This window comes from Paenibacillus sp. PastM-3 (assembly GCF_029893965.1).
GTDB lineage: Bacteria > Bacillota > Bacilli > Paenibacillales > Paenibacillaceae > Paenibacillus_AQ.
The window spans coordinates 15,607-41,504 of the sequence record NZ_JARXXP010000025.1 but is presented as its reverse complement, the minus strand read 5'-3'; the positions used below and the strand labels follow the sequence as shown (position 1 = coordinate 41,504).

The window sequence follows — 25,898 nt, the reverse complement described above, 5'->3', positions numbered from 1 at the left end:
CACATTCCATGCTCAAAAAAAGATTCCGCTTCACTAATATCGTCAACGACATTCCGCTGAATTATAAGTTTTTCCTGATCTACATCGTCGGCGTGCTTCTGCCTATCATGATTATTAACCTGGTGTTCCTGGGCCGGATTACAGATCTGATCAAGTCAAGGGAGGAGCAGAACCTGGAGATTTCCCTGGAGCGGGCAAGGAAGGACATTCATGATTTCATCGAAGGTGGAGTTGCCGTCAGCTACACCCTTTCAACAGACAAGAACCTGTATGAAATGCTGGACCGGCCCTATAAGGATTCCATTGATTTTTATGGGGCCTATGATGAGGAACTGCGCGACCGGCTAAACAGCTATATGCCCGTGAACAACCAGATTGAGCGGATTACGGTATTTACTGCCAACCAGTCTATCGTATCCGGAGGCAATTATCAGGCTATCAATGCGAAAACCCGGACAAGCGGCTGGTACAGGCAAGCTGAGTCTTCAAGCAACCAGGTGGTTGTCACCGCCTACCGGATTAGCGAGAACAGCAACACTAACTCGACCACACCGATGCTGAGCATCATTGACTGGATGGATCACTACAGCTCGTTTGGCACGTATGAAAAGCTGTCACGGATCGATCTTGACCTCAGTGAGGTGTACGACATCATTGTCCGGGAGAAGGATTATCTCAGCCTGTATCTGGTCAATGAGCAGAATCAGATTGTCATGTCAGAAGCAAGCGGCTATCAGCATGTAACGGATGAGCCTTACCCGCTGTTTACGCAGCCGGAGGACGGGGAACAGGAGGTGCATATCCTGCCTATCGGTACGGCCAACTATCTCAAGGGCTGGCGGATTATCGGCATTACGCAGGGGGAGCGGATTGCCCAGGCCGTTCTGGATATCCGGCTGTATGCAGCGGTGCTGGCGACCACGGTCACGCTGCTGACTTCGGCTTTTATCTATGTGATGCTGCGCTCCTACAATTACCGGGTGAAGCGGCTGGCCCGCCATATGCAGAAGGTGAGCAACGAGAAGTTCGAGCTGATCCGGATCGACGAGGGCCGTGATGAGATCGGCGGACTGATTCATAATTTCAACCGGATGACCTCGCGGATCAATTCACTGATTAATGATGTGTATAAGCTGGAAATCCAGAGCAAGAACCTTGAGATGGAGCGGGTACAGGCTGAACTGAATTTTCTGCAGAGCCAGATGAATCCGCATTTCCTGTTCAATACGCTGAATGCCATTCTCGTCGTCTGCACCAAGAACAAATATGACGATGTGACGGATATTATCAAAAGCCTCTCCAAGCTGCTGCGCAGGCTGCTCCGGTCGAAGGAGGACCTGGTGTCGCTCCAGGAGGAAATGCAGTTTATCGAGATGTATCTGAAGATCGAGAAATTCAGGTTCCGTGACAAATTTGATTATCAATTCGAAATAGAGGAGCAGGCGCTGGCTTACAAAATACCTAAGCTGAGCATGCAGCCTCTTGTTGAAAACGCCTGCAAGCACGGCCTGCAGGCCATAGAGGGCCTTGGTATAATCCGAATAAGGGTTGCAGTCCGGGAAGACCGCCTGCAAATTACTATTTCTGACAACGGAAAGGGCATGGAGGCGGCGAAGCTAAAGGAGCTGCTGAACAATATCCGCACTGAGGATTCCTCCAGCCTGAATATCGGAATGCGCAACGTATACCGCAGACTGGAGCTGTATTATGCCGATCAGGTGACCTTTGAGATGATAAGTACGCCGGATGAAGGGACAGCAGTTTCGTTCGGAATACCGCTGAAGCTGCTGGAGAGGATTCATTCGCCCGGAAGTGAGGGGAAGCAGTGAAAATGTATAAAGTGCTGTTAATTGACGATGAGCCAAGTGCCCTGGAAGCGATGCAGCTGTGGATTGACTGGCAGGCGCTCGGGTTTGAGATTGCCGGAACTTGCACCAACGGACAGGCGGGGCTGCAGCTGATCCGGGAGCTTGCGCCGGATCTGGTCATTACGGATGTGAATATGCCGCTGTTAAACGGCCTTGAGATGGTAGATGCCTGGCAGCAGACAGGAGGCAGAGACACCAAGTTTGCTATTCTCAGCGGCTACAGCGAGTTCGAGTATGCCCAGACTGCGATCCGGTTCGGCATTCATCACTATCTGCTGAAACCGCTTTTTCCGGAGGAGGCTGCAGATGAGCTGCGGGAGATGTACCGGGAACTGGAGCGGGAGGAGCACAGCCGGAAGATGGGGAAGCTTGCAGCCTTGGAGGAAACGGCTGCAGTCATCAAAGGGCTGCTCTACGGTAAACCGGAGGGGACTTTGGATGGCCGTTCAGCTGCTGCGCTGTCCGCCGGGTTCAGCTACTGGAACGTCCTTCTGATTCAGACTGACCCGCTGAACTATACCGAAGTCAGGGGGGAAGCGGCCGTCTTGTCCGCCGGTGAAGCCGGGATGGTGCTGGCCGACCTTGAGGCATACACCTGTGCGATTGTCTACGGAAGTACTGCGTCCGGGGAGGGGAACGCTACAGCTGCACGGATTGCGGAGGAGCTGCGGCAGGCATGCCCCGGCATCCCCTTGTTTATAACGGCCGGTGACAGCGTAGCGGAACTTGGCCGGATTGCGGGGAGCTACCGGACGGCGAAGGAGGCCCTGCAGTATTGCTTCTACAGCGAACCTTCAGCCAGGCTGCTGATGTTCCACGATATCCGCGATAAGCCCTTAAGCAGAGATTACGATCATATCCGGCTGGCAGATGTGCTGATCGGTTTTGTGAATACGCTGGATCTTCCCGGCTTCCGCCGGGAGGCTGAAGCTGCGGCATCAAGCTTCCGTGAGAAGCTGGTATCTCCGGACACAGTAAAGAAATTCGTGATTCACCTGGTCTACAAAATGAAGGAGCTTGTACCGGCTCCGGAGGCCGGACAGCTGCAGAGGAAAGGTACAGAGCCACCGGCGGATTTTAATTACCACATGCTTACACTTGGCAGACTTATCGAATATCTGCTGGCCTTTGCCGAGGAGGTGATCCGCCTTCTGCTGCAGGAGCGGGGCAACCGATCTCAGGATGTTGTCCGGGATATTAACCGGTATATTCAGGAGCACTACCGTGAGAGCCTGACGATTCAGAGGCTGGCGGAAATCTTTTACCTGCATCCCGTCTATCTGGGTCAGCTTCTGATCAAGAAGAACGGAATCGGCTTCAATGAACTGCTCCATAATCTGCGGATTGAGGAAGCGGCAAGGCTGCTGGAGGAGCGTACTCTTAAGCTGTCAGAAATTGCAGAGAGGGTGGGATATGCCAATTACGGGCAGTTCCTGAAGCAGTTTGAGAAGAAAATGCATCTGTCCCCGAATGAATACAGGCAGGCAAAGTCCTAAAGTTTTTGGGGTTATACCTTTAATTCAGCTGTATTTCACATTAGGAATCACCTCTATAATTTATGAATGTAAGTGCTTACAAAAAAGCGTAACCAAAAATATGGAGGTGCTTTATGGGGGGCAAGTCAAAACGGACGTTTAAGGTTTCACTGATCACGCTGTTATCCCTGAGCTTTGCACTCGCCGGCTGCGGCGGCAATAACAACGGTAATACCAAGGATACTGCCAAGACTGAAGAGACCGGTGCGGCACAAACCGCGGGAGCTGCGGACACTGGCGACAAAATTGAACCGTTCACTATCAGTGTATTTGTGGGTGAAGCCGGCCAGCAGCCGACACCGGACAATAAAATTTACAAGAAAATCAAAGATGAAACGGGCGCCAGCTTCAATTTCGAATTTTTGGCAGGCGACATTAACCAGAAGCTGGGGGTTATGATTGCCGGCCAGGATTATCCCGATATGATGACAGGAAACACGAAGCTGACTGCTGCGGGTGCCTATATTCCGCTCGAAGACCTGATTGAAGAGCATGCTCCGAATTTGAAAGCGCATTATGCGGAGTACTGGAACATGATGAAGGACCCTAATGACGGGCACATCTATATCCTGCCTAACTATGGGGTATACAACGGCAAAGTGAACAGCTCCTGGTATTCAGGCCCGGCTTTCTGGATTCAGAAGGCAGTGCTCAAGGAATTCGGCTATCCGCAGGTCAAGACACTGGATGAGTACTTTGACCTGATTGAGAAATACAAAGAGAAGTATCCGAAAATTGACGGCAGTCCGACCATCGGCTTCGAAATTCTGAATTATGACTGGAAAAACTGGGGACTGTTCAATGCGCCTCAGCACTTGATCGGACATCCGAATGATGGCGGAGTTGTGGTCAAGGACGGTGTAGCCGAGATTTTTGCAGACAAGGATTATGCCAAACGGTACTACCAGAAGCTCAATGAAATCAATGAAAAGGGTCTGATCGATAAAGAGACCTTTGTGCAGAACTACGACCAGTATATGGCGAAGCTGTCCAGCGGAACCGTTCTGGGTATGTTTGACCAGCACTGGAACTTCAATGCGGCCGAGGATTCCTTGACCACCCAGGGCAAAATCGAACGCACCTACGTGGGGCTCCCGCTCGTATACGACAAGGCTACCAAAGACTATTACCGTGACCTTGCCGTTCTGAACCTTAATAACGGCTTCGGTATTAGTATCAACGCCAAAGATCCGGTGAAAATTATCAAGCTGCTCGACACCTTAATTCAGGAAGACTGGCAGAAGACATTCTCCTGGGGCATTGAGGGTGAAGATTATATCGTAGAGAACGGCAGATTCATGAGAACACAGGAACAGCGCGACAATGTAGCTGATGCTACCTGGCAGCTGGCCAATAAAGCCAAGTCCCTCTTTGACTTCCTGCCTAAGATGGAGGGAAGTTTCAGCGACGGCAACTCTACAGACGCGGCAGCACAGCCGGAAGAGTATAAAGCAGGGCTGAAGCCTTTCGATAAGGAAGTTCTTGACGCATACGGCTACGATACTTATGTAGACTTCTTCAGTGAGCCGCCTGCCAACCCGGTCTACTACCCGGCCTGGTCCATTGATCTGATTGAAGGCTCCGATGCCAAGATAGCTAACACCAAATTAACTGAACTGCAGACCAAATTCCTGCCTAAAGCGATCCTGGCGAGTCCGGAAGAATTCGATTCTGTGTGGACCGATTATGTAGGAGAAATCAAGAAAGCCAATGTGAAGGCTTACGAAGACAAAATCAATGAGCAGATTAAATGGAGAATTGACAACTGGAGCAAGTAAATGAAGGCGCAGTGAACCAGCAGGCGGAGGGCCGTTCCGGCCTTCCGCCTGCTCCAATAAACGATGGAGCGGGGAGACAATTACTATGGCTGAGACCTTAGAAACAGAAATAGCCGTCCGGCATTCCAACCGCCGTAAAAAGAAGAAGCGGCCGGTTACCTGGTCGCTGATCAAAAGCCAGAATCAGCTGATTTGGATGTCAGTACCTTTAATGCTCTACATTATTCTTTTTGCCTATGTGCCCGTCTGGGGCTGGACTATGGCTTTCCAGAATTACCGGCCTGCCAAGTCCTTCAGTGAACAGGAATGGGTGGGCTTCAAGCAATTCAAATTTTTGTTTACCGACGACAATTTCCTGCGTGTCCTGCGCAATACCTTGTCCATGGGGATCATTAACCTGGTGCTCGGATTTGTAACGGCGATTGTGCTGGCGCTGCTGCTGAATGAAATCAAAAATGTGCTGTGGAAAAGAACGGTCCAGACCATTTCCTATTTGCCGCATTTCCTGTCCTGGATTATCGTTACCGGCATTGTGGCGACCTCGCTGTCGATCAATGACGGGATTATCAATATTGTATTGATGAAGCTGCATCTGATTAAAGAGCCCATTCTGTGGCTCAGTGAAGGCAAGTATTTCTGGGGCATTGTCGGCGCCTCGCATGTGTGGAAGGAAGTCGGCTGGAATACGATTATTTATCTGGCAGCTATTGCATCGATCGACCCGGCGCTGTATGAGGCTGCGGAAATCGACGGGGCGAGCCGTTACAAAAAAATGCAGTTTGTCACGCTGCCTGGCATCAAGGCAACCATTGTCATTCTAATGATTATGTCGATCGGGCATGTGCTGGAGGCAGGTTTTGAGGTACAGTACCTGCTGGGTAACGGGCTTGTCGTCGACTGGGCGGAAACCATTGATATTTTTGTACTAAAATACGGGCTGGCGCAAGGCAACTATTCCCTCGCAACCGCGGGTGGTATCTTCAAAACGGTTGTCAGCGTAACACTGCTGCTTATGGCGAACGGCATTTCCAAGCGGCTTGGGGAAGAGAGGTTGTTATAAATGATGGATAACCGGCAGATTAGCCCTGGGCAGAGAACAGGCATGACGGTGAGAAGAAGCATCGGCAAAGGAAAGCTGGAGCCCGTGCTGTTCACCACCTTTAATACGTTGTTTATGATTTGCCTTGTAGTTGTCACCCTATATCCGTTCCTGAATACGATTGCCGTTTCGTTTAACGCGGGGAATGACACGATCCGCGGCGGCATTTACTTATGGCCGCGGGAGTGGACCGTCCAGAATTACAAGGCGATCTTTGCCTCCGGCACGATTTATGATGCTTTTCTGGTCTCGGTAGCGCGGACGGTGCTGTCGACAATACTGAATATCTTTCTGACGACGATGCTGGCCTACACGCTGAGCCGGCGGGAATATGTCTTCCGCCAGCCGATCACGGTGATCTTCGTACTGACGATGTATTTCAGCGCCGGTCTGATCCCGAGCTATTTTCTGATCAAGGATCTGAACCTGATTAACAGCTTCTGGGTTTATATTTTTCCGTCGATGATCAGCGCCTTTAATATGATTGTTATCCGGACTTATATCGGTACCATTCCTGAAAGCCTGATGGAGTCGGCGAGAATTGACGGAGCCGGAGACTTCAAAATCTTTATGCGGGTTGTATTCCCGCTGTGTAAACCGGTGCTTGCAACGATAGCGCTGTTTGTGGCGGTGGGTGCCTGGAACTCCTGGTTCGATGCCTTTATCTACACCTCCTCCCGGCAGCACCTGAGTACACTGCAGTATGAGCTGATGAAGCTGCTATCCTCAACGATGAACTCCAACAGCAACCCGAACGTTGCCGCCGGGGTAGGGATGGACCAGAACTCAGCACGGGCACTGGTGACACCGCTGTCGATCCGGGCTGCAATTACAGTAGTCGCCTCGGTACCGATCCTGCTTGTGTATCCGTTTATGCAGAAGTATTTTGTGGTTGGTCTGAATGTGGGAAGTGTTAAGGAGTAGGGGGAACAGACGCAGGGGGAGAGGCAGAGACGGAGCCGTCTGGAATTCACGATTTACTCCTGAGTCATGTCTAACCCTAATCTTCAAGAGCTGGCTGATCAAGCTAAGTGGAAATCCGCCATCTATTTTCGGGCTAAACGCAGGAAAGAGAACATTAGTGGGAAAAATGCCACTTAGATTTGCTGTTATCGTCTCTATAAGGGGTAAGCGGCTGAAATAAGTGGCGATTTTCCAACTAAAGGTTAGAAATGATGATATGTGATGAAATTAAGTGGCGAAAATCCAACTATATAGAACGCAATTAAGCTTATAACCTGACGAGGAGACGATCTATCGTTTCTATTGGATGGTTGTTAATCCGCTTCATAAATTGACTCATATGAAGTCTAATCTTATAGAATTTTTCAAAAAAGATGTTGTTCACTACGTCAGCTTTGAGCCATAGCAAAGTCCTTCAACGGGGTTAAGGTTTGGGCTATACGGTGGTAGAAAAACAAGCTGCAGACGCGGATGCTCCTTTAGAAACAACTGTAACTCGGTAGCGTGATGAATCCGACTGTTGTCCAAAATCAAAGCCATTTTTCCATTGGGATAAGCAGAGAGAAGATCCTGTAAGAACAGAATAAAGGCGGCAGTGTCCGCTTTTTCTTCTTCTCGGTGATGAACTTGACCGGTTTCATAGTTAATGGCACCAAATAATTTGGCTCCTTCATGTCTACCGTACGTTGGTACTTTGCGTTGTTTGCCGCGAGGAAACCAATTGTACTGAAGGGCTTGATACGAGCGAATCATAGACTCATCTTCAAATAGCAGATGGTCGATTTGTTCAGCTTCAATCTGTTTCTTGAGCTGAGCGAATGTGTGCTTTCTGAAGTAAGCCTGAGCTTCCTCGTTGGCATTGGCGAGCGTGTATGTGGCTTTGGTAAAGCTAAAATTCATCCGTTTTAGCATTGCGCTAATTCCACGTACGCTCATGGTGACACCATATTCCCGTTTGATCCATTCCGCAACCAGTGGTAGTGTCCAGGTATAACGAGCCTCGAAACCCACATCGACTGGTGAATGCTGCTCCAGCATCGCGGCTAACTGATAACGTTGTTCTTCCGTAAGTTTTGTCGGCTGTCCGGGAGAATGATCCATTTCTAAACCTTTGAGTCCTTGGGTCTGGGAGGCTTGCCAATAAATACTGATCGTTTGGCGCGCACGACTAAGTAACTCACCAATGTCCTCAAAGGTTTGTTAGTTTCTTAATCGCGTTCTATTTAGTTGCTGAGACTCATACTTTCGGTAAATTAGGTATCTTTAACGAATTAAAGAGAGGTTGTCTGCATGGATATGAAACGATCATTCATACAGTACACGAACCCGGTGCTGCCGGGTTTTTATCCTGATCCGAGCATTACTAGGGCGGGTGAGGACTATTATCTGGTTTGCAGCACCTTTGAATATTTCCCCGGCGTTCCGCTGTTTCACAGCCGCGACCTGATTCACTGGAAACAAATCGGCCATGTGCTGGACCGGATCAGCCAGCTCGACATCCGTAATTGCCGCAGCTCTGACGGGATTTATGCACCGACGATCCGTTATCATGCCGGGGTGTTCTATATGATTACAACGGATGTGCAGGGACGGGGCAATTTCTACGTGACTGCCGCTGATCCGGCAGGGCCTTGGTCTGATCCGGTCTCAGTGCCGTTCGGCGGTATTGATCCATCGCTTCTGTTCGATGAAGACGGAAAGGTCTATGTGACCGCCCAGCAGGGGGCAGGCTATGATTCTCATATCATCCAGTATGAAATTGACATTGCCACCGGGACTGCGCTGACTGAACCCGTGGTGATCTGGACCGGTGACGGCGGGCCGTGGCTGGAAGGCCCGCATTTGTACAAGATTAACGGGATGTACTATATCATGGCGGCCTCCGGCGGCACGGCCAAGGAGCACCGCGAGATCATCGGGCGCAGCCACTCGCCGTATGGTCCTTTTGAGCAGCTGGCTGAGCCGATTCTGACCCACAGGGGCATAGAGCATCCGATCCAGTATCTGGGCCATGCCGATCTGATCGAAGGTCCGGACGGTGGATGGTGGGCGGTCTTTCTTGGTGTACGTCTTGGCGAAGACGGCTACGGGGTACTTGGCCGTGAGACGTATCTCGCTCCGGTGAGCTGGAGTGAGGACGGCTGGCCGATGATTGACAACAATGACGGTACCGTGGGACTGGAGATGAGTGTGGAGCGGTCTTGTTGCGGCTCAGAAAAGGAATCTGAACATTCTGATAGCAGCACGAAGGGAGCTGTGAGGGAAACCGGAGACTACAGCGGCCGGTATGAATTTGACCACAATGTGCTTCCGTATGATCTGGTCTTCCTGCGGAATCCGGCTGAACACAGCTGGTCGCTGGAGGAGCGTCCGGGCTGGCTGGCGCTGAAGGGCCAGCCGGCCGGACTCAGTGATACCGGACAGACGGCCTTCATCGGCCGCAGGCAGCAGCATATTGCCGCTGAGTGGAGCACGCTGCTTGAGCTGGAAGCTCAGGAGGACGGTGCGGAAGCCGGATTGTGCGTCAGAATGAATGAGCGGGCCCATTATGAGGTGGGGATGATCCGTAGGGCCGTCCGTCCTCTGGTGTTTGCGCGTCTGACGGTGCAGGGCCAGTCCCGGCTGGCGGCGGAGGTTCCGGTCAGCGGGTCCGCTGGCAGAGTTTTTCTGAAAATTGCTGCGGATTACCAAGAGTACTGTCTGCTGTATTCCATGGACGGTGAGACGTGGACCAGACTGGCTGCAGGCCCGGCTTATGAGCTGTCGCCGCAGGCGGCAGAAGGAAATGCTTTTACCGGAGTAGTGGTTGGCATGTATGCTGCAGGCAACAGGCGGGAGCTGCCGGGATTTGCTTATTTTGACTGGTTTGAGTGGAGGGCTTGAGCGGCTGGTGTCCCGTATCTGCATGGAAGTAAGGGCTGACGGTATTAGAGTAAACTTTTTTGTGGGAGGCTATTAGGATGGGAGATAAGGGCTTTAGCGGGCCTTCGTTAAAGGGCATATTTACTGATGATTTCAAAATCGGCGCAGCGGTAAACCCGCTGACGATCCGTTCCCAGGAGCAGCTGCTGGCGTATCATTTCAACAGTATCACTGCCGAGAATGAAATGAAGTTTGAGAGTGTGCATCCGCAGGAGGAGGTATACACCTTTGATCATGCGGACGAGCTGGCGGCTTTTGCCCGGAAGCACGGGCTGGCGATGCGCGGTCATACCCTGGTGTGGCATAACCAGACGAGCGATTGGCTGTTTACGGACGGAGCGGGGACGGCGGTAAGCAAGGAGCTTCTGCTGTCACGCCTGAAGTCTCATATCGATACAGTTGTCGGACGTTACCGGGGACAGATTTATGCCTGGGATGTAGTCAATGAGGTGATTGCCGATGAAGGCCAGGAGCTGTTGCGGTCGTCCAAATGGCTGGAGATAGCCGGGCCTGAGTTCATTGCGCGAGCGTTCGAATATGCTCACGAAGCTGATCCGCAGGCCTTGCTGTTCTACAATGATTACAATGAAAGTCATCCGCAGAAGCGCGACAAAATCTACACCCTAATGAAGTCACTGCTGGATCAGGGAGTGCCGATCCATGGCGTCGGCCTGCAGGCACACTGGAACCTGTACGATCCCGGACTGGATGACATCCGGGCAGCGATCGAGAAGTACGCTTCGCTCGGGCTGCAGCTGCAGCTTACCGAGCTGGACCTGTCCCTGTTCCGCTTCGACGATAAGCGGACGGACCTGGCAAGTCCGCCGCCGGAGCTGCTTGAGCTCCAGGCGGAGCGGTACGACGCGGTATTCCGGCTGCTCCGGGAATACCGGCAGGTCATTTCGTCCGTCACCTTTTGGGGGGCGGCGGACGACTACACGTGGCTGGACAATTTCCCTGTCCGCGGACGAAAAAACTGGCCGTTCCTGTTCGATGAACAGCACAGGCCAAAGCCTGCGTTCGAGCGGCTTGCTGCACTCAGCGGCTGAGGGATTAAATGGCGTACAGAACGGGAACGGGAAGTGCGGCTAATTTTGAACTGATTATAGAAATGTCTCTTAAACCAGCTGTCTCCCTTTACAGGGGGACAGTTGGTTTTTAGTAAGTAGCCGTGCTTCCGGACTGCAATCTAAATGGAGTAGTCAATAAGTCCCCTTCCATGACATAAGAGACCACGCCTTGTTGGCTTGGCCTCTTATCTTTTTCTTGCAAATATACCATTACCTCCTTTCTTGCATCTCATGAATAACCTCAACGGTATTGATGTTCCAATTCAATTTATCACAATGGAGTAAAAATAATAGTTCACCAGAATACACATGTGCAAGCTCATTATTGGAATTGTAAGTCATTACTTCAAAGCCCGTTAAAATTTCCACCTTATTTAAAGAACGGTTAATGACTTTTTGCTTAACTAAGGGAGCGGGTAAACCATTTTGCTCTTGAAAATTTAGAAAATCAGCTATGTTATCAGGATACATTTTCAAATTACTTTTCTTTGATTGAAATTCGGTTATGTAGCGATTGATTTCATTTTTTGGCAGGCTGTATACTGTTATTCCTCCGATTATAACTACCCCTATAACTAAAATAATTACTGCTTTAATAATATTTTTATTCATGTTACTGATCCTCCTGACTTTAACTCAACTATAACTGGAATAAGGCCTGCTAATGTAGCTCAATCATGAACACTGCTTGAACGGCCAGTTGGATATGTTAGATAGAACCAGGGAATTTCCGCCCACCCCCCTTATTTTATGTCTCCGTTTAGCTTATACAGCAGCAGGATAATTTTAACTCCAGCCGCGCATCCTTAGAGGAAGGGAATCCTTCCATAGGTCTGATATATCATTTTAAAAATAAATGATGACACAGTGAAGGTTATGCCTTATTATTTAAAGAGATTTTTAATAAAACAGTTTTAAAATAGTTGTAGTACACTTTATGGGGGAACAAGCTTTATTATCAGCAGGTCCGGAGAGGGGCGGAATACGATTTTAGCGCTGAGCGGAGTAAGTAAGAGCTTCGAACTGAAGGAAGGCAGTCACCACGCGGTCCGGGATGTATCGCTTACAGTAAAACCGGCTTCAATCCACGGTATCATCGGGGCCAGCGGAGCCGGCAAGTCGACGCTGCTGCGCCTGATGAATCTGCTGGAGCGTCCTGACAAAGGCACTGTAACGGCAGGCGGCAAGGAGCTGACAGCATTAACAGAGAAAGAGCTGCGCCGGGAGCGGCAGAAGATCGGGATGATCTTTCAGCATTTTAACCTTGTCGCCAATGCTACTGTCAGCCGCAATGTGGAGATTCCGCTCGAGCTGGCCCGTGTACCGAAGGGAGAACGCAGGAAGCGGGTCGCCGAGGTGCTCGATTTTGTCGGCCTGACCGACAAAGCAGAGCAGTATCCGGCCCGGCTCAGCGGCGGGCAACGGCAGCGGGTAGCGATTGCCCGCGCCCTGGCGAACAGCCCGCAGCTGCTGCTGTGCGATGAGCCGACCTCTGCGCTGGATCCGGTGACTACGGCGGATATCCTCAGCGTGCTGAAGCATATTAACTCCGTGCTCGGCGTAACGATCGTGATCGTGACCCATGAGCTGGATGTGGTGCGCAGCATCTGCAGTGAGGTCTCCGTTATGGAGGACGGAAGGATCGTGGATGCCTTCTCCCGCGAGGAGAACGGGTTCCTTCCGCCTTCTGGGCATACCGGCTCCTACCGCGAGCAGATTACCGGCAAGGCAGGTGGGCGATAATGTGGGAACGCATGCTGAAATACCAGGATCTGATGTGGCAGTCGATCGGCGAAACCTTTGTCATGGTCGGGATATCGATTCTGGCAGCCGTGCTGGTCGGGCTTCCGCTGGGCACGGTGCTGTATTTTTGCCGGAAGGGACAGCTTTATGAGAACCGGAGCCTGTCGCTGACGCTGAACAGCATCGTTAACGTAGTCCGCTCCTTTCCGTTCCTGCTGCTGGTGGTGGCGCTCATTCCGGTGACCCGCTTCCTGGTTGGAACCTCGATCGGAACATTGGCCTCGACGGTGCCTCTGTCCGTGGTCGCCATTGCCTATTATGCGCGTCTGGTGGAGCAGTCCCTGCTGGAGGTTCCCAGAGGCACGATTGAGGCAGCCTTGTCCATGGGGGCATCGAAGCTGGAGCTGATTTTCAAGTTCCTCTATGTCGAAGCGCGGTCGGGTCTGGTGCTCGGACTCACGGCCTCCACGATCAGCTTTATTTCGTTTTCGACGGTGATGGGTGTGGTTGGCGGCGGCGGTGTCGGCGATTTTGCCATCCGTTACGGGTATCAGCGGTTTGAGAACGAAGTGATGGCTTACGCCATTGTCGTCATGATTGTGCTTGTGCAGCTGATCCAGTTCACCGGAAGCACGGTGGCAAGAATGCTGGATAAGCGCTGATTAAAGGGAAGACTGAACAAGGAATGCGTATTAACGTACTATTTTGAAATCCAAAATATAAACACCGGGGGTTATTGAAAAACAATGAAAAAGTCCATGATTGCGATGCTCATGCTGTTCGTCCTGATTGCTGCAGGCTGCGGTAACAACAGTAACAACGCTCAAAATGCCGCTGAAGCCACGGAAGCGCCGGCCGCAACAGCAGCAAGTACAGAACCCGTAAAAATCAAGGTAGCGACACTGATTCCTCCAATGACCGACATTCTTGATATTGTAAAACCTTTGCTGCTGGAGGATGGGGTAGACATGGAGATCGTCGTATTGTCCGACAATGTGCAGCCGAACGAGGCGCTGGCGAACAAGGAAGTGGACGCGAACTTCTTCCAGCATGTGCCTTACATGAAGCAGTTCAATGAGAGCAAGGGCTCGAACCTCGTTCCGGTACAGCCTGTATATGATGCGATCTACGGCGGCTATTCCAAAAAGTACAAATCCATCGAAGAGCTTCCGGAAGGCGCGAAGCTGGTAATGGCCAATGACCCGTCGAATATCGGACGTTCGCTGCAGATGTTTGCCGACGCCGGTCTGATCAAGCTGAAGGATGGGGTAGGGATCACAGCAACTCAGGCGGATATTACCGAAAATCCGAAGAACTTCAAGTTCGAGGAAGTCGATCTGCTGATGCTGGCCCGGATGATGGATGATGGCGACCTGGTAGCGATGACCCCGGCTTATGCCAGTCCGCTCGGCCTGACCCCGAAGAAGGATGCGCTGATTACCGAGCGTGAGGATTCCGAATTTACAATTACGCTCGTGGCGCGTGAAGACAATCAGGACTCCGATGCCATCCAGAAGCTGGCGAAACGGATCAGCGGTCCGGAAGTGAAGAAGTTCCTGGAAGATAATTATGCAGACATCGCTCTGCCGGCTTTTAAATAATAAGCAGTAAAAATAGACAGTATTTCATCCGGAAACGAATGAGATACTGTCTTTTCTATGAGTTAACCTCTTGTTTTCAGGAGCACAGGAACCTCGAAGCATGCCGCATCAATCCACGTTCCACTGGTAAAATCGCGCCCGCGCACCAGCACCTTATCCCCGTAGACTTCAACATAGTATCCCTGGCTGCCGTCTATGTGCACATCTTCATTGTTCCAGAGATACGCTACCGAGGCTGCATTGAACATCGTGGCCGTCTCCCCGTTACCCGGGAACATCGTATGCTCCGATTCCAGCTCCCAGTGGGTATGGCCGGTAAACAGCAGAGTCTGCGGGAATCTGTCCAGAATAGCTCGCAGCTCTTTGTCTTGTGTAACCCCGTACCAGTTCTGCGCTTCAAGCGAGCCGGCCACGGTGTTCATCAGCGGCTGATGCAGGAAGAGGAAAACGGGCTGCTCTGCTGCAGCAGGTCTGCCGTCAGGCCGCTCACCAAGCTTCAACTCCAGCCACTGTAGCTGTTCAGCCGACAGGCTGCAGAAGATCGGCAAGCCTTCTTCGGTTCCCAGGAAAATGAAATGGTACCCGCCGATCCAATGATCATGATAAGGCCCCGGCGAGCACATGCGGGAGGTGTACATTCCGAGACGTGACTCCCAGTCGCCCAGGCCGATCTCTGCCAATTGCGGCTGCCACTGGCCGATGCCGACATCGTGATTGCCCAGCGTATAACGGATGTCCGGCAGTACCGCCCTATACTGGCCGAGAATCCGCTGTACCTCCGCATATTCCTCCGGGAAGCCGTGGTCGGTAATATCGCCAATATGCATGATCCCGCTGCTGCCCCGGGCATGGACGGCCAGATCCTGCAGGGCACGCTCAAAGTTCCGGTTATACTCATGGGCAGGGTCGGCGGTGACATGGGTGTCGGTAATAATCTGAAAGGTGAGCAGCGGCGTTTCTCCGCCGGTTAACTTGGTCTCCATCTGCACAGACTTGCCTCCTTGAGTATGGTTTGTTGCTCCTTTAAAAGCCAGTTCCTCATAAGACTGCACAACGGCATCAGCATCAGGCAGCAAATGATTAAGCAGTGATTTAGCTGAAGACTCCCCCGTTACAGAAGCTCCGGCGTCCGGTGCAATCGAAACCGCAACCGCCGCGCCCGCCGCCTTGGCCATGCGCATATCACCGTTCGTGTCGCCGATTACCGCTGCGGCGGAAGGCTGCACCCCGAGCTGCCTGCAGGCCAGCAGGGCCATGTCCGGGAACGGCTTGCCGCGCTCCACCTGATCGGTGCCGATTACGGCTGAGAAATAATGGCGGATGCCGAGCCAGCGGAGATGCTTCTCCGCGGCTTCGGTATCATCCGCCGTCACTACGGCCATCTTCACGGCTCTGGCTGCGCACTCTTCCAGGAAGCGAAGCAGGCCGGGCAGCGGAAGGACGGGGCGGCTATGCTCCAGCATGGCGTCCGCCTCCCGGCGGCAGGCTTCCACCAGCTCCATCGACTCCGCCCAGGAGAGCCCCAGCAGATAGCCCTGCCAGGCGAGAATCGCGTACAGGTCATTCATCGTGCCCATGGCGAGCGGACCATTGCGGTCGTAGCCGGTTATCCGGCCCTCACCGTTATGGACCGTCCCCAGCAGATTGTTCAGGCAGGGCTCAGGAAAGATAAGGCCGCGCAGCTTCAGCTGCCGGGTAAAATACGTAAGCAGGCATTCGCTCCAGCTTCCCCAGAGGGAGACGAAGTCGAGCAGGGTACCGTCCTTGTCGAACAGGATTGCGGATATATCGTAATTCCCCTGCGGGGTGATCAGCTCAGGCATGGCTGCGTCTCCTTCATTGCAAATTCACGTTATTTATGATTCATATGGTTGTATATTTACGGGATTAATCAGTGAGTCAGGTGAGTCCGCCATTCCCCCGGATTACTTCACCTTATCCAGCGCCGCCTGTGCAGTCGCCTGTGCTTCTTTGAGTGCTTCGGCAGCCGGGATGTTCTCGATCTGCACCTTATCTGCGGCGATTTTCAGGGCATCATTGATTTTGCCGCCCGTAGGGTCCTGGAACGGAGCGGAGGCATGGGAAGCCTGCTGCAGCGGGATTTTGATCTGCGGGTTGGTCTCGCTGAACGAGATGAACGCCGGATCTTCCAGTGCAGACTGGCGGACCGCAATGTAACCGGTGTTGATCGACCAGAATGCGGTATTCTCGGAGTTAGTAAAGTAAGCCAGCCATTTCAGTGCAGCCTGCTTCTCTTCATCGCTTGCCTTGGCAGGGATACCGGCCTGGATAGCTTCAGCTACCGGTTTACCTTCGCCGACTCCGGCCCAGCCCGGCTGTTCCATTGCCGCTACAATGCTGAAGTCCAGATCGCCCTGGTCACCGCTGGAGCCGGTATAGCCGGCCGCCTGGCCTTTCATTACGTCATCAATGGTTTTGTACCAGTACTCCCAGCCCTGTCCGCCGGAATGAATACGCATGATCTGGTCTTCATGAATCCATTTGCGGAACAGATCCCACGTTTCGATCCACTCGGGGGAGTCGATAGTAACGGTTTTGCCATCTTCACTCAGAATGCTGCCGCCCTTGCTCAGCACCGCATCGATCATATTGCCGGAGCCCCACATCGGCTCCCAGCCGTAGACGCTTGTTTTGCCGCCTTCTTTAACCGTCATTTTCTCGGCTGCCGCAGCGAGATCCTCCCAGGTCTTGATCTGGCTGGCATCAATGCCGCTCTTCTTAAAAGCATCCTGACGGTAGTACATCACCTGCGTCGTGCCGTACATCGGCAGGAAATACTGCTTGCCGTCAACCTTGCCCTGGTTCAGGAAGGTCTGGACGAAATCTTCAGGCTTGAAATCCGGCTGTGCCGCAATCAGCTCATCCAGCTCGGCGAAATAGCCCTTGCGCGCCCAGTCGACATTGGAGGACAGCACGGCTGCCGGAACCTGTCCGGTAGCAATCGCCGCCTGGAGCTTCTGCTGGGTTTCGGTGTAATCCGCCTGCACGATGCCTTTAACGATAACCTCCTGCTGGGAGGCGTTGAATTTTTGAATGAGTGCTTCCATATTTTCGCCCAGCTTGCCGCCGAGGCCGTACCAGAATTCAATGGTTACCGGTTCACTTTGGGCAGCAGGAGCTGCTGCGGAGGGAGCTGACGATGCACCGCTTGCCTCTGTAACCTGATTCGCGGCGCCGTTTGCGCCGCAGGCTGTTAGTACAGTCATACCGGCAATCATGGATAGTGCGGACAACCTCTTCAATACGTTCATCATCATTCTCCTCTTTATTAGAAAATAGTGTTTATCCTTTACTGGAGCCTGCAGTCATATTGACACTTTGCATAATCGTTTTCTGTGCCAGCACAAAAACAAGCAGCAGGGGGGCGATGGTGAAGGCGCTGGCGGCCATGATTAACGGCCATTTCAATCCGTAAGCACCTCCTTCCACGAAGAAGCTGCGCAGACCGGCTGAGACCAGCTGCAGGGCAGGGTCCTTGGTAATCAGCATCGGCCAGAAATAATTGTTGTAATGATCAATGAAGGTGATCAGTGCCATTACGGCAAAAGAGGACCGGGTCACCGGCACCAGCACTGTCCACAGAATCCGCATATGCGATGCCCCGTCTACCTCGCCGGCCTCGACCAGCTCATGGGATACCTGCAGGAAGGCCTGCCGGATCAGAAAGATCGCAAAGACGCTGACGCAGTTGGAGAGAATCAGGCCGCCATAGGTGTTGAGCAGATTCAGCTCGGACAGTACAAGATAGCTGGGCAGGTAGACTGCCGTAGCAGGTACCATGTAGCCGAACAGGATAACTCCGGCAAAAATCCCCTTCAGGCGGAATTTCATATGAGTCAGCGCATAAGCCATCATGCCGGAATTAAAAATCTGCAGGATGACGATGCTACCGGCGACCAGAATGCTGTTGCCCATATATCTGGCGAACGGCGCTTCATTCCAGGCCGCGGCAAAGTTACCCCAGAGCGGAGCCGCAGGCCAGAGTGTCGGCGGAGAGGCCCAGATTTCATCATTGGTTTTGAGGGCGCTGGTGACCATCCAGTAGAAGGGGAAGGCCATCAGCAGTGCCAGTACGGCGAAAAAAGCATGGCGGGCCGGTCCGCCCAGCCGTGAGAGCATACTCGTGCGCAAGTGGAATGACCTCCTTAATAGATGTAACGATTTATTGATAGTGCGTCGTCCGTCTGCTGATGCTGAGCGACAGCACCGACAGCAGCATACAGATGAACACCAGTACTACAGCTACACTGGAAGCCTCGCCGATCTGGAAGGACTCAAAAGCAGACTGGTAATACAGGTACAGCAGCGTGCGGGTTGAGCCGGACGGGCCGCCTTGTGTCAGCACGTTAATCTGGTCGTAGGCCTGGAGAGCCTGAACCATCTGCACCACGAACAGGAACAGGGTGGTCGGTGAAATCAGCGGCAGCGTAATCCGGACAAATGTTTGCACAGCCCCGGCCCCGTCAAGCTCGCCTGCCTCCAGCAAGTCAGAGGGAACATTCCGCAGGGCTACGAGATAGAAGATCATCGCCCAGCCCGCTGATTTCCAGACCGTTACGAGCAGCACACCCGCAAGTGCCCACTTGGGGTCCTGCAGCCAGCCGATCGGTTCAAGGCCGAGAGAATTCAGCACCGTATTGGCCAGCCCGACTTCAGGCTCGTAGATCCAGGACCAGACGATGGATACAGCGACAGTCGGCGTAACCCATGGCGAGAAGAGCAGTGCCTGATAGAAGCCGGAGCCTGTCAGCTTGCGGTTCATGAGAAGGGCCAGTCCCAGGCCGATGGCGATAACCGGCAGCACACTGCCGATGCAGAACAGCACAGTGACCCGCAGCGCTTTGTAAAAAGCCGGATTGCCAAAGAGGTCGGTATAATTCTGCAGCCCGACAAAGGTTTTGGTTGGACTCATGAAATCCCATTCTGTAAAGCTGAGATACAGCACATAGATCAGCGGTGCCAGCCAGAACAGTACAAAGGGTATCATCGCCGGCAGCGTAAAGAGTATGGGCTTTAAACCGCTTATTAACTTATTTCGTGTCATTTTCGTTCCGCTACCCCATTCCGTCAGCTTTGTTTTGCGGTATAATGCAGGTGAATACTATCTCTGTTCAAAAAAAATTGTACACTGGACAAGTCAGCGTGTGGTCAACCGGAAGTAAAGCAGACTCGGAAATTGTGTAAAATTTGTTGCAATAATGCGGGCTTGTTCCCGTTTTATGTAATGCGGAGTTAACAAGACTACGAAGAGTGAGGGTGCAGCGAATGAAGCAGGCCGCATTTGGCGAAGACAACGGGCAGTTATCTCCACGGGAGCAGCTGCTGCGCAGGGTGATTGATGCGATTGCGCAGACGATGGATTTATACGGGGCGAATTATTCCTTCGGGCAGCTGTACGGAATTATGTTCTTTGAGGACAAGCCGATGACGCTGGAGGAAATGAAGCAGGTGATGAACATGAGCAAAAGCAATATGAGCTACGGTGTACGTTCCCTGATGTCCTCACAGATGGTAACCAAGCTTGAAGAGAAACGGGAGCGGAAGGATCTGTATGTGGCGGAGACGGATTTTTTCCAGGCGTTCCGGAACTTCTTCACCCTGAAGCTGCAGCGGGAGATTGATGTGATGCAGGAGGCAATGGGCGCGGTGATTCCGCAGCTGGAGGATTTGATGCAGGCGGGAGATACGCCCGAAGAGGAGAAGTTGTCCTGCAGCCGGGACCTGGAGAAGCTGCGTCATGCAGCGGAGTATTACCGCTGGCTGCAGCAGTTTGTCGACGGCCTGAAGAACGGGGAGATGTTCGGCGGGCCGGGTGCGGAGCAGCGTTGAGTCACGGCATGCTGTGCATTATTTTTATGGGAATTTGAACCGTATCCAGTCTGCTTTTGCAGGTTAGCTGCACTTTTTACAACTACATCGCCATTTTTTCTTCCTATCTCCGGTTTAAGTGTATTCCGTACAACTATATGGCCTTAGATCTTCTGTTTTGGCCGTTTCGGGCAACTTTAGTTGTACGAAGTGCAGTTATACGGTTCGAATACAGCTTATGACTGCTTTTAATTGCACAAAATACATTTATTCAGCGTATGGGCTATGCCCATGTAAGCAACTCAAGCAACCTGGGCGGCTTGTATATGCCGGAAAATCACCAAATAACAGCAGGCAGACCCGTAACCATACGGATCTGCCTGTTCCAATTTACGTTGCCGCCGCCCTGCAATGAGGACGCAGGCCACCCCTTTTTTCAAAACAAGAAGCTACTCCGTCTGCCGCAGCCTTTCAATCAGCGTATCCTTACTCAGCATTCTGTACGAGCTCAGGGTTACCGTGTAAGCAATGACAGCCAGCACCGGGACGACCAGCACAAAGGGCAGCCAGCTCATGCGGAATACGGTAAAAGCCGTATTGCCCGCAATGCTCTTGGCAATGTTATAAGTGAGCAAGACACCAACGGTTGAAGTAATCGCTGTAGTCAGAAGGACATTGTACAGCCCCTCATAGATCAGCATTTTTTTGAGCTGGCGTTTGGTCATGCCTATGCTCTCCAGCAGAGCGAATTCATTCCTCCGCATAATAACGCCCGTAACGACTGTGTTGATATAATTAAGGACACCGATCAGCGCAATAACGAAGCTCAGGCCGTAGCCGATAATCTGAAAAACCCGGATAAATCCGTCCAGCTCCTGCCGGTAATCCTCTCGCGATTTAACCACCAGCTCATCACTGGAAGCGGTCAGAGATTTGGCTGCCTGTGTTGCACTGTCCAGCTTGTCCGGGTCAATATGAAGCGTTGCTGACAGTGCCCATGGCGGTTTGGTCCCCGCAGGCAGCTCTCTGGTCAATTCAGATGACGGGAAGAACGCATTAAACCCGTACGTTGAGTAAGACTGGGTCGTGGCAGCATAGAGCGCATTGTAATTCATCACAGCCATGACCTCATAGCTTTTGCCCAGATTTTTGAACTCAATCATATCACCGGGACGATAATAAGTAGTGTATTCGTCCTCGCCGAACATGAGCGATTGAGCCACCAGCACATAGTCCCCGGAAGCGAATTTCTGCGGATCGAAATGCCCTTCAATCACATCCTTCTGCACCAGGTCATACCACCCGGGATCAATGCCGTACAATGCCAGATAAACGGAGTTTTTCTCCAGCAGGCTTGTAAGATAAGGCTCCTTAGGCTCTGTCTCTGACAAAGGCAGCAATACTGCACGTATTTTCTCATCCATTTCATGAATATCATAATAGTAGTAAACCTTCTCTACACTCTCCACGCCGTCAATCTGCGTCAATTCACTGCTGAATGCTTCCGACAGCTTATAAGGATCGCCCGGGCGCTCACCTTCATAGGTTTCAATCTTCTCATTGCGGATCACCACATCCCCGGAAAGGAACGTACTAAGGTATTTATTTACATCAAATGAAGCTATCACCGTAAAAATAATGCTGAACAGCACAACGCTCAGGGAAAGCGAGGTCAGCATGAGGGTAAGCTTCTTTTTGCTGCGGAACAGGTTCGTGAAGGCCATGACATGCAGCCGGCCTCCGCGCTTCGAGCGTTTGTGCATCCGCCGCTTTGCCTGTACTCCCGTATACCTGACCGCTTCGACAGGCGCTATCCGCGCGGCCATCCGGCCAGGCTTGCCGGCGGCAATCCATACCGTCAGATAGGCGAATAGGGCGGCTCCAATAAAAATCCACGGGCTGGCGGAATAAGCGGCTTCCATCGGCTCACTGGAAAAGGTGTTCATCATCGGCGTAAGCAGCCGTCCGATTACATAGCCTGCAGCGAGGCCGAAGGGCAGCCCGATCAGATACAATACCTGTGATTGTATTCTGATCATCCGTTTGAGCTGCCTCGGTGTCGTCCCAATCGCTTTTAGCAGACCGTAAAACTTCACATCACGCACAACCGATATGTAAAAAATATTATAAATCAGCAGATACCCGCTCAGCATAATAATGAAGATGACAGCTACATAAGGTACAAATTCAATTAGGTTGTCAGATAGGGAAGATGTCGTATAAGCCCAGTTGACTCCAGTGGGTCTATCTATACCTGTATTGGCGAGCACTTTATCCAGCTTTTTTTCAATATCGACTGCGTTCTTGAACATTACGCTCATCTCTGCGGTGTTTACGTAAGAGCCGCTGGCTTCGGACTCTGCGGGATCAATCCCGGAGAGATTATTCTGCACCCATGCATCGGAGATGAAGGCCAGTCCTGCAATCGCCAGATTTTTATCCGCTTCATAATAGCCTGACACGACAAAATCCTGCTTGAGAACACTCTCTGTAATATCAATGTCCAGCTGAACCTTTTCGCCCAGCGCATGCTTCACACCGAGCTTATCCAGCACCCAGGTGCTCAGCACAACCTCATTCTCAGCTTCCGGCAAATGCCCCTCAATAAGATGAATAAAGTAATGCCTCGCATCTGCTTCATCAATCCGCTTAACCTCTACCGGACTGTCCCGGAACACCTCGTTACGCAAAAGCCCGGCGTACAGCATAACACCGTATTCCTTAATGCTTGGATGCTCTCTTAATATCTCTATCTGTTCAGGGCTCACCCGTTTGAAGCTGCCGTGAAAATCTGTCCCGACCGTCTTCATCATCGTTAATTCCATCGATTTGTTAAGGCTGAGCGACATCGTGAAAATCGACGTGATCAGCAGTGTCGTCAGTACCACAGCGGAGATGACAGCCAGGTTGCGCAGCGGATTGGCCCGCAGGCTTTTGATGGAGAGACGGGTTACAATCTTGCTGTTATTGTTGGCAATCATAGGGTCCCAGCTCCGGCCGATGCTGCGTTCCCGGATACAATGCGCCCGTCCTCGATGCGGATAATCCGGTCGGCTGTCTGGGCGATGGACTCGTTATGCGTAATCATGACAATGGTCTGGTTGAATTTTTCGCTCATTTGCTTCAGCAGGATCAGCACTTCCTGGCTTGTTTTGCTGTCGAGGTTGCCTGTCGGCTCGTCTGCCAGAATAATCGACGGCTTGGTTGCGAGCGCTCTGGCAATAGCAACCCGCTGCTGCTGTCCGCCTGAGAGACTTCCGGGGAGGGAGTGGATTTTGGACTGCAGGCCCAGTGCCTGAATGACCTCATCCAGGTACGTCCGGTCGATTCTGCCGCCGTCGAGCTCGATGGGAAGCGTAATATTTTCGAGCACATTTAGGATCGGCACCAGGTTATAGCTCTGGAAGACGAACCCGATTGAACGGCGCCGGAAAATCGTCAGCTTCTCATCGCTCATCGCAAAAAGCTCGTTCCCGTCCACCGTCACCTTGCCCTCCGTAGGCCGGTCCAGACCGCCAAGCATATGCAGCAGAGTGCTTTTTCCGCTGCCACTGGTGCCGACAATGGCTACAAATTCACCTTTTTCTACCGTCAGGGATATATCATCCAGTGCTTTTACCGTAGTCTGCGGATCTTTGCCGTAATATTTCTTCAGGTGCAGGGTGCTTAAAATAGGCATTTGCGTATCTCCTCCATCATTCGTGGTTGTCCTCTAAGATAACAGATCATTCTAACCGGACAGTGTCTGGAATCTGACGGAATTGACACATTCAGAGCTGGGGGAGGTAGATAGTAAGCCTGCTTCCTTGACCTGGCTGCGATGCTGCTGTGATGTAGCCGCCCTGGATACTGATGATTTTTTGCGCCAAAAAAAGTCCGATCCCGATCCCCTCATACTCCCCGGCATTATGCCCTCTATAGAAGCGTTTGAAAATATGCGCCAGCCCGTCCTCCGGAATTCCGATTCCTGTATCAGCAACCTCGATCCTGGTGAACATTTCATTGCCCTCCGCTGTAATCCGGATACTGCCGCCCGGCTCCGTATATTTCACTGCATTCTCCAGCAGGTTGAAGAGCGCTTCACTGGTCCATTTGTAATCGTGGCGGGCTGAGGTAAGCGGGTCGCAGTCTATGTTAATGATGATGTTTTTGTTGTACGCGCGTGTATACAGGTGCGAGAGGGCGCTGGTAATGGTTGCGGTAACAGGCCTTACTTCACTTTGCAGATGGATCATGCCCGTCTCCAGCCTGGATAATTTGATCAGCGAGGTTATCAGCCACTCCAGCTTTTCCGACTGGGCTTCGATCTGCTGCAGCAGCTGCCGGGTATCCGGGCTCAGGTCCGGGGTTTCGGCAAGCAGCTGGCTATAGAGCAGAATGCTTGCAAGAGGTGTCTTGGTCTGATGGGAGATGTCGGAGATTAGCTCCTTGATCGTGTTCTTTTCGGCCGCGAGGTTATGCTCGTTTGCCTTGCACATTTCAATATAGCGCAGCAGCTTGTGCTCAAGAGAAGACAGGCGGGTCTCGTCGAAAAGGGTCAGCGGCTCATGTCCGTGAATCGCCCGGTCCACCATTTCATCCACCGTATCCATGAAGCCTGTAATCTGCTGCTGCAGCCTACGGTTATATAGAGCTCCCGTACCGAGCACGGCAATCAGGAAGAGCAGGCTAAGCTGCATAAGCGCCGGACTGAACCCTTCCAGATAAAGAATGGTACCCGTGTATCCTATTAATAGAAGCAAGAAGATTGCAGTGAAAATATAACGGAGCCGTTTGTTAGGCCGGATATTACCGCTATTGGTCATAGATGCGGCCTTTCTGTCCACATGTACCCCAGGCCGTAGACGGTTTTGATGTACTTGGGCGAGGCAGGGTCGTCCTCAATTTTGGAGCGCAGCCGCTTTACGGCCACAGTCAGGGCATTCTCATCCACAAACTCCGCATCCTGCGACCAGATTTTATCGATTAACTGCTCTCTGCTCAAAACGATGCCGGGGTTCGAGACCAGGATGTTCAGCAGCCTGAGCTCCGTTTTGCTGAAGGCCAGCGATTCCTTATGTTTGTAGAATTCCAGTTTCCCGAAATCAAGGCTCAGCGGACCGAACGTAAGGACCTCGTCAGCCTGCGGGGCAGTCCGTTTAAGCACAGCCATCACCCTGGCCCGCAGTACCATCAGGCTGAACGGTTTGGTGATATAGTCGTCTCCCCCGAGGGCGAACCCCGTGACGATATCCGGCTCCATGTCGTTGGCAGTCAGAAAAATAACCGGGACCTGTGAGGTTCTCCGCAGCTGCTCGCAATAGTCCAGCCCGCTTCCGTCAGGCAGATTAATATCCAGCAGAATCAGATCGATCCGGGTTGCAGCATAAATCTGCTCAGCCATAGCCAGTGTATAGGCCTGCTCAATCCGGAGGCCGTTCTGGGCGAGCGAGAGGGCGATGCCTTTGTTCAGGCTGCGGTCGTCTTCGACGATCAGTAAGGTTTTCAAGG

21 protein-coding genes are annotated in these 25,898 nt (G+C 52.1%); 11 read left to right on the top strand and 10 right to left on the bottom strand.

Going from position 1 to position 25,898, the window contains the following annotated elements; genetic code table 11:
- The first annotated feature begins 8 nt into the window (after positions 1-8).
- From M2108_RS25280 to M2108_RS25260, 5 genes are all read left to right on the top strand, one after another.
- Positions 9-1,829, top strand: coding sequence for a sensor histidine kinase (locus tag M2108_RS25280; RefSeq protein WP_277472166.1), 1,821 nt, complete (start codon positions 9-11; stop codon positions 1,827-1,829).
- A gap of 2 nt (positions 1,830-1,831) precedes the next feature.
- Complete coding sequence (locus tag M2108_RS25275; RefSeq protein WP_277472192.1) at positions 1,832-3,364, top strand: response regulator; 1,533 nt, start codon at positions 1,832-1,834, stop codon at positions 3,362-3,364.
- Between the two features lie 113 nt (positions 3,365-3,477).
- The gene (locus tag M2108_RS25270; protein WP_277472167.1) at positions 3,478-5,181 is read left to right on the top strand and encodes an extracellular solute-binding protein; all 1,704 of its coding nucleotides are present in this window, start codon (positions 3,478-3,480) and stop codon (positions 5,179-5,181) included.
- An 85-nt stretch (positions 5,182-5,266) separates the two neighbouring features.
- Positions 5,267-6,241, top strand: coding sequence for an ABC transporter permease (locus tag M2108_RS25265; protein ID WP_277472168.1), 975 nt, complete (start codon positions 5,267-5,269; stop codon positions 6,239-6,241).
- 3 nt (positions 6,242-6,244) lie between these two features.
- Positions 6,245-7,204: a carbohydrate ABC transporter permease gene (locus M2108_RS25260; protein ID WP_277472193.1), complete on the top strand. Its 960-nt coding sequence runs from the start codon at positions 6,245-6,247 to the stop codon at positions 7,202-7,204.
- Between the two features lie 423 nt (positions 7,205-7,627).
- Here M2108_RS25260 and M2108_RS25255 read toward each other — a convergent pair whose 3' ends face one another.
- Positions 7,628-8,389, bottom strand: coding sequence for an IS630 family transposase (locus tag M2108_RS25255; protein WP_277472194.1), 762 nt, complete (start codon positions 8,387-8,389; stop codon positions 7,628-7,630).
- 150 nt (positions 8,390-8,539) lie between these two features.
- Between M2108_RS25255 and M2108_RS25250 the strand changes: the two genes are divergently transcribed.
- Entirely contained in the window at positions 8,540-10,126 is a 1,587-nt protein-coding gene (locus M2108_RS25250; RefSeq protein ID WP_481856947.1) for a glycoside hydrolase family 43 protein, read from the top strand.
- Between the two features lie 77 nt (positions 10,127-10,203).
- The gene (locus tag M2108_RS25245) at positions 10,204-11,214 is read left to right on the top strand and encodes an endo-1,4-beta-xylanase (protein WP_277472170.1); all 1,011 of its coding nucleotides are present in this window, start codon (positions 10,204-10,206) and stop codon (positions 11,212-11,214) included.
- 231 nt (positions 11,215-11,445) lie between these two features.
- Here the strand turns inward: M2108_RS25245 and M2108_RS25240 are convergent, their stop codons facing one another.
- Positions 11,446-11,847: a hypothetical protein gene (locus tag M2108_RS25240; RefSeq protein WP_277472171.1), complete on the bottom strand. Its 402-nt coding sequence runs from the start codon at positions 11,845-11,847 to the stop codon at positions 11,446-11,448.
- Between the two features lie 375 nt (positions 11,848-12,222).
- Between M2108_RS25240 and M2108_RS25235 the strand changes: the two genes are divergently transcribed.
- From M2108_RS25235 to M2108_RS25225, 3 genes are all read left to right on the top strand, one after another.
- Positions 12,223-12,978, top strand: a complete 756-nt coding sequence (locus M2108_RS25235; protein WP_277472195.1) for a methionine ABC transporter ATP-binding protein — start codon at positions 12,223-12,225, stop codon at positions 12,976-12,978.
- Positions 12,978-13,640, top strand: a complete 663-nt coding sequence (locus tag M2108_RS25230; protein WP_277472172.1) for a methionine ABC transporter permease — start codon at positions 12,978-12,980, stop codon at positions 13,638-13,640. The genes M2108_RS25235 and M2108_RS25230 overlap by 1 nt, the downstream gene beginning before the upstream one ends.
- 84 nt (positions 13,641-13,724) lie before the next feature.
- Complete coding sequence (locus M2108_RS25225) at positions 13,725-14,579, top strand: MetQ/NlpA family ABC transporter substrate-binding protein (protein WP_277472173.1); 855 nt, start codon at positions 13,725-13,727, stop codon at positions 14,577-14,579.
- A 62-nt stretch (positions 14,580-14,641) separates the two neighbouring features.
- On the opposite strand, the gene M2108_RS31465 is transcribed toward M2108_RS25225, so the two are convergent.
- The 4 genes from M2108_RS31465 to M2108_RS25200 all read right to left on the bottom strand — a co-directional run bounded on the left by M2108_RS31465 (position 14,642) and on the right by M2108_RS25200 (position 19,644).
- Positions 14,642-16,402 carry an HAD-IA family hydrolase gene (locus tag M2108_RS31465; protein WP_346780607.1) on the bottom strand — a complete coding sequence of 587 codons (1,761 nt, stop codon included), beginning with the start codon at positions 16,400-16,402 and terminating at the stop codon, positions 14,642-14,644.
- Between the two features lie 102 nt (positions 16,403-16,504).
- Positions 16,505-17,851, bottom strand: a complete 1,347-nt coding sequence (locus M2108_RS25210; protein ID WP_277472174.1) for an ABC transporter substrate-binding protein — start codon at positions 17,849-17,851, stop codon at positions 16,505-16,507.
- Positions 17,852-17,882: 31 nt separating this feature from the next.
- Positions 17,883-18,719: a carbohydrate ABC transporter permease gene (locus M2108_RS25205; RefSeq protein WP_277472197.1), complete on the bottom strand. Its 837-nt coding sequence runs from the start codon at positions 18,717-18,719 to the stop codon at positions 17,883-17,885.
- Positions 18,720-18,762: 43 nt separating this feature from the next.
- Complete coding sequence (locus tag M2108_RS25200; RefSeq protein ID WP_277472175.1) at positions 18,763-19,644, bottom strand: carbohydrate ABC transporter permease; 882 nt, start codon at positions 19,642-19,644, stop codon at positions 18,763-18,765.
- Positions 19,645-19,865: 221 nt separating this feature from the next.
- Between M2108_RS25200 and M2108_RS25195 the strand changes: the two genes are divergently transcribed.
- Entirely contained in the window at positions 19,866-20,429 is a 564-nt protein-coding gene (locus tag M2108_RS25195; RefSeq protein WP_277472176.1) for a GbsR/MarR family transcriptional regulator, read from the top strand.
- A gap of 428 nt (positions 20,430-20,857) precedes the next feature.
- Here the strand turns inward: M2108_RS25195 and M2108_RS25190 are convergent, their stop codons facing one another.
- The 4 genes from M2108_RS25190 to M2108_RS25175 all read right to left on the bottom strand — a co-directional run bounded on the left by M2108_RS25190 (position 20,858) and on the right by M2108_RS25175 (position 25,896).
- On the bottom strand, positions 20,858-23,389 hold the full coding sequence (locus M2108_RS25190) for an ABC transporter permease (protein WP_277472177.1): 2,532 nt from the start codon (positions 23,387-23,389) through the stop codon (positions 20,858-20,860).
- The gene (locus M2108_RS25185) at positions 23,386-24,087 is read right to left on the bottom strand and encodes an ABC transporter ATP-binding protein (RefSeq protein ID WP_277472178.1); all 702 of its coding nucleotides are present in this window, start codon (positions 24,085-24,087) and stop codon (positions 23,386-23,388) included. Before M2108_RS25185 ends, M2108_RS25190 begins: the two co-directional genes overlap by 4 nt.
- A gap of 91 nt (positions 24,088-24,178) precedes the next feature.
- The gene (locus M2108_RS25180) at positions 24,179-25,213 is read right to left on the bottom strand and encodes a sensor histidine kinase (RefSeq protein WP_277472179.1); all 1,035 of its coding nucleotides are present in this window, start codon (positions 25,211-25,213) and stop codon (positions 24,179-24,181) included.
- A complete protein-coding gene (locus M2108_RS25175) occupies positions 25,210-25,896 on the bottom strand; it encodes a response regulator transcription factor (protein ID WP_277472180.1) in 687 nt (228 codons plus the stop codon). The genes M2108_RS25180 and M2108_RS25175 overlap by 4 nt, the downstream gene beginning before the upstream one ends.
- Between the last annotated feature and the right edge of the window lie 2 nt (positions 25,897-25,898).

What these genes read in the sequence shown, in the direction of transcription:
- M2108_RS25280 (WP_277472166.1), top strand. Translation starts at nt 9, where the DNA reads ATGCTCAAAAAAAGATTCCGCTTCACTAATATCGTCAACGACATTCCG.
- M2108_RS25275 (WP_277472192.1), top strand. Translation starts at nt 1,832, where the DNA reads ATGTATAAAGTGCTGTTAATTGACGATGAGCCAAGTGCCCTGGAAGCG.
- M2108_RS25270 (WP_277472167.1), top strand. Translation starts at nt 3,478, where the DNA reads ATGGGGGGCAAGTCAAAACGGACGTTTAAGGTTTCACTGATCACGCTG.
- M2108_RS25265 (WP_277472168.1), top strand. Translation starts at nt 5,267, where the DNA reads ATGGCTGAGACCTTAGAAACAGAAATAGCCGTCCGGCATTCCAACCGC.
- M2108_RS25260 (WP_277472193.1), top strand. Translation starts at nt 6,245, where the DNA reads ATGGATAACCGGCAGATTAGCCCTGGGCAGAGAACAGGCATGACGGTG.
- M2108_RS25250 (WP_481856947.1), top strand. Translation starts at nt 8,540, where the DNA reads ATGAAACGATCATTCATACAGTACACGAACCCGGTGCTGCCGGGTTTT.
- M2108_RS25245 (WP_277472170.1), top strand. Translation starts at nt 10,204, where the DNA reads ATGGGAGATAAGGGCTTTAGCGGGCCTTCGTTAAAGGGCATATTTACT.
- M2108_RS25240 (WP_277472171.1), bottom strand. Translation starts at nt 11,847, where the DNA reads ATGAATAAAAATATTATTAAAGCAGTAATTATTTTAGTTATAGGGGTA.
- M2108_RS25230 (WP_277472172.1), top strand. Translation starts at nt 12,978, where the DNA reads ATGTGGGAACGCATGCTGAAATACCAGGATCTGATGTGGCAGTCGATC.
- M2108_RS25225 (WP_277472173.1), top strand. Translation starts at nt 13,725, where the DNA reads ATGAAAAAGTCCATGATTGCGATGCTCATGCTGTTCGTCCTGATTGCT.
- M2108_RS31465 (WP_346780607.1), bottom strand. Translation starts at nt 16,402, where the DNA reads ATGCCTGAGCTGATCACCCCGCAGGGGAATTACGATATATCCGCAATC.
- M2108_RS25210 (WP_277472174.1), bottom strand. Translation starts at nt 17,851, where the DNA reads ATGAACGTATTGAAGAGGTTGTCCGCACTATCCATGATTGCCGGTATG.
- M2108_RS25205 (WP_277472197.1), bottom strand. Translation starts at nt 18,719, where the DNA reads ATGCTCTCACGGCTGGGCGGACCGGCCCGCCATGCTTTTTTCGCCGTA.
- M2108_RS25200 (WP_277472175.1), bottom strand. Translation starts at nt 19,644, where the DNA reads ATGACACGAAATAAGTTAATAAGCGGTTTAAAGCCCATACTCTTTACG.
- M2108_RS25195 (WP_277472176.1), top strand. Translation starts at nt 19,866, where the DNA reads ATGAAGCAGGCCGCATTTGGCGAAGACAACGGGCAGTTATCTCCACGG.
- M2108_RS25190 (WP_277472177.1), bottom strand. Translation starts at nt 23,389, where the DNA reads ATGATTGCCAACAATAACAGCAAGATTGTAACCCGTCTCTCCATCAAA.
- M2108_RS25185 (WP_277472178.1), bottom strand. Translation starts at nt 24,087, where the DNA reads ATGCCTATTTTAAGCACCCTGCACCTGAAGAAATATTACGGCAAAGAT.
- M2108_RS25180 (WP_277472179.1), bottom strand. Translation starts at nt 25,213, where the DNA reads ATGACCAATAGCGGTAATATCCGGCCTAACAAACGGCTCCGTTATATT.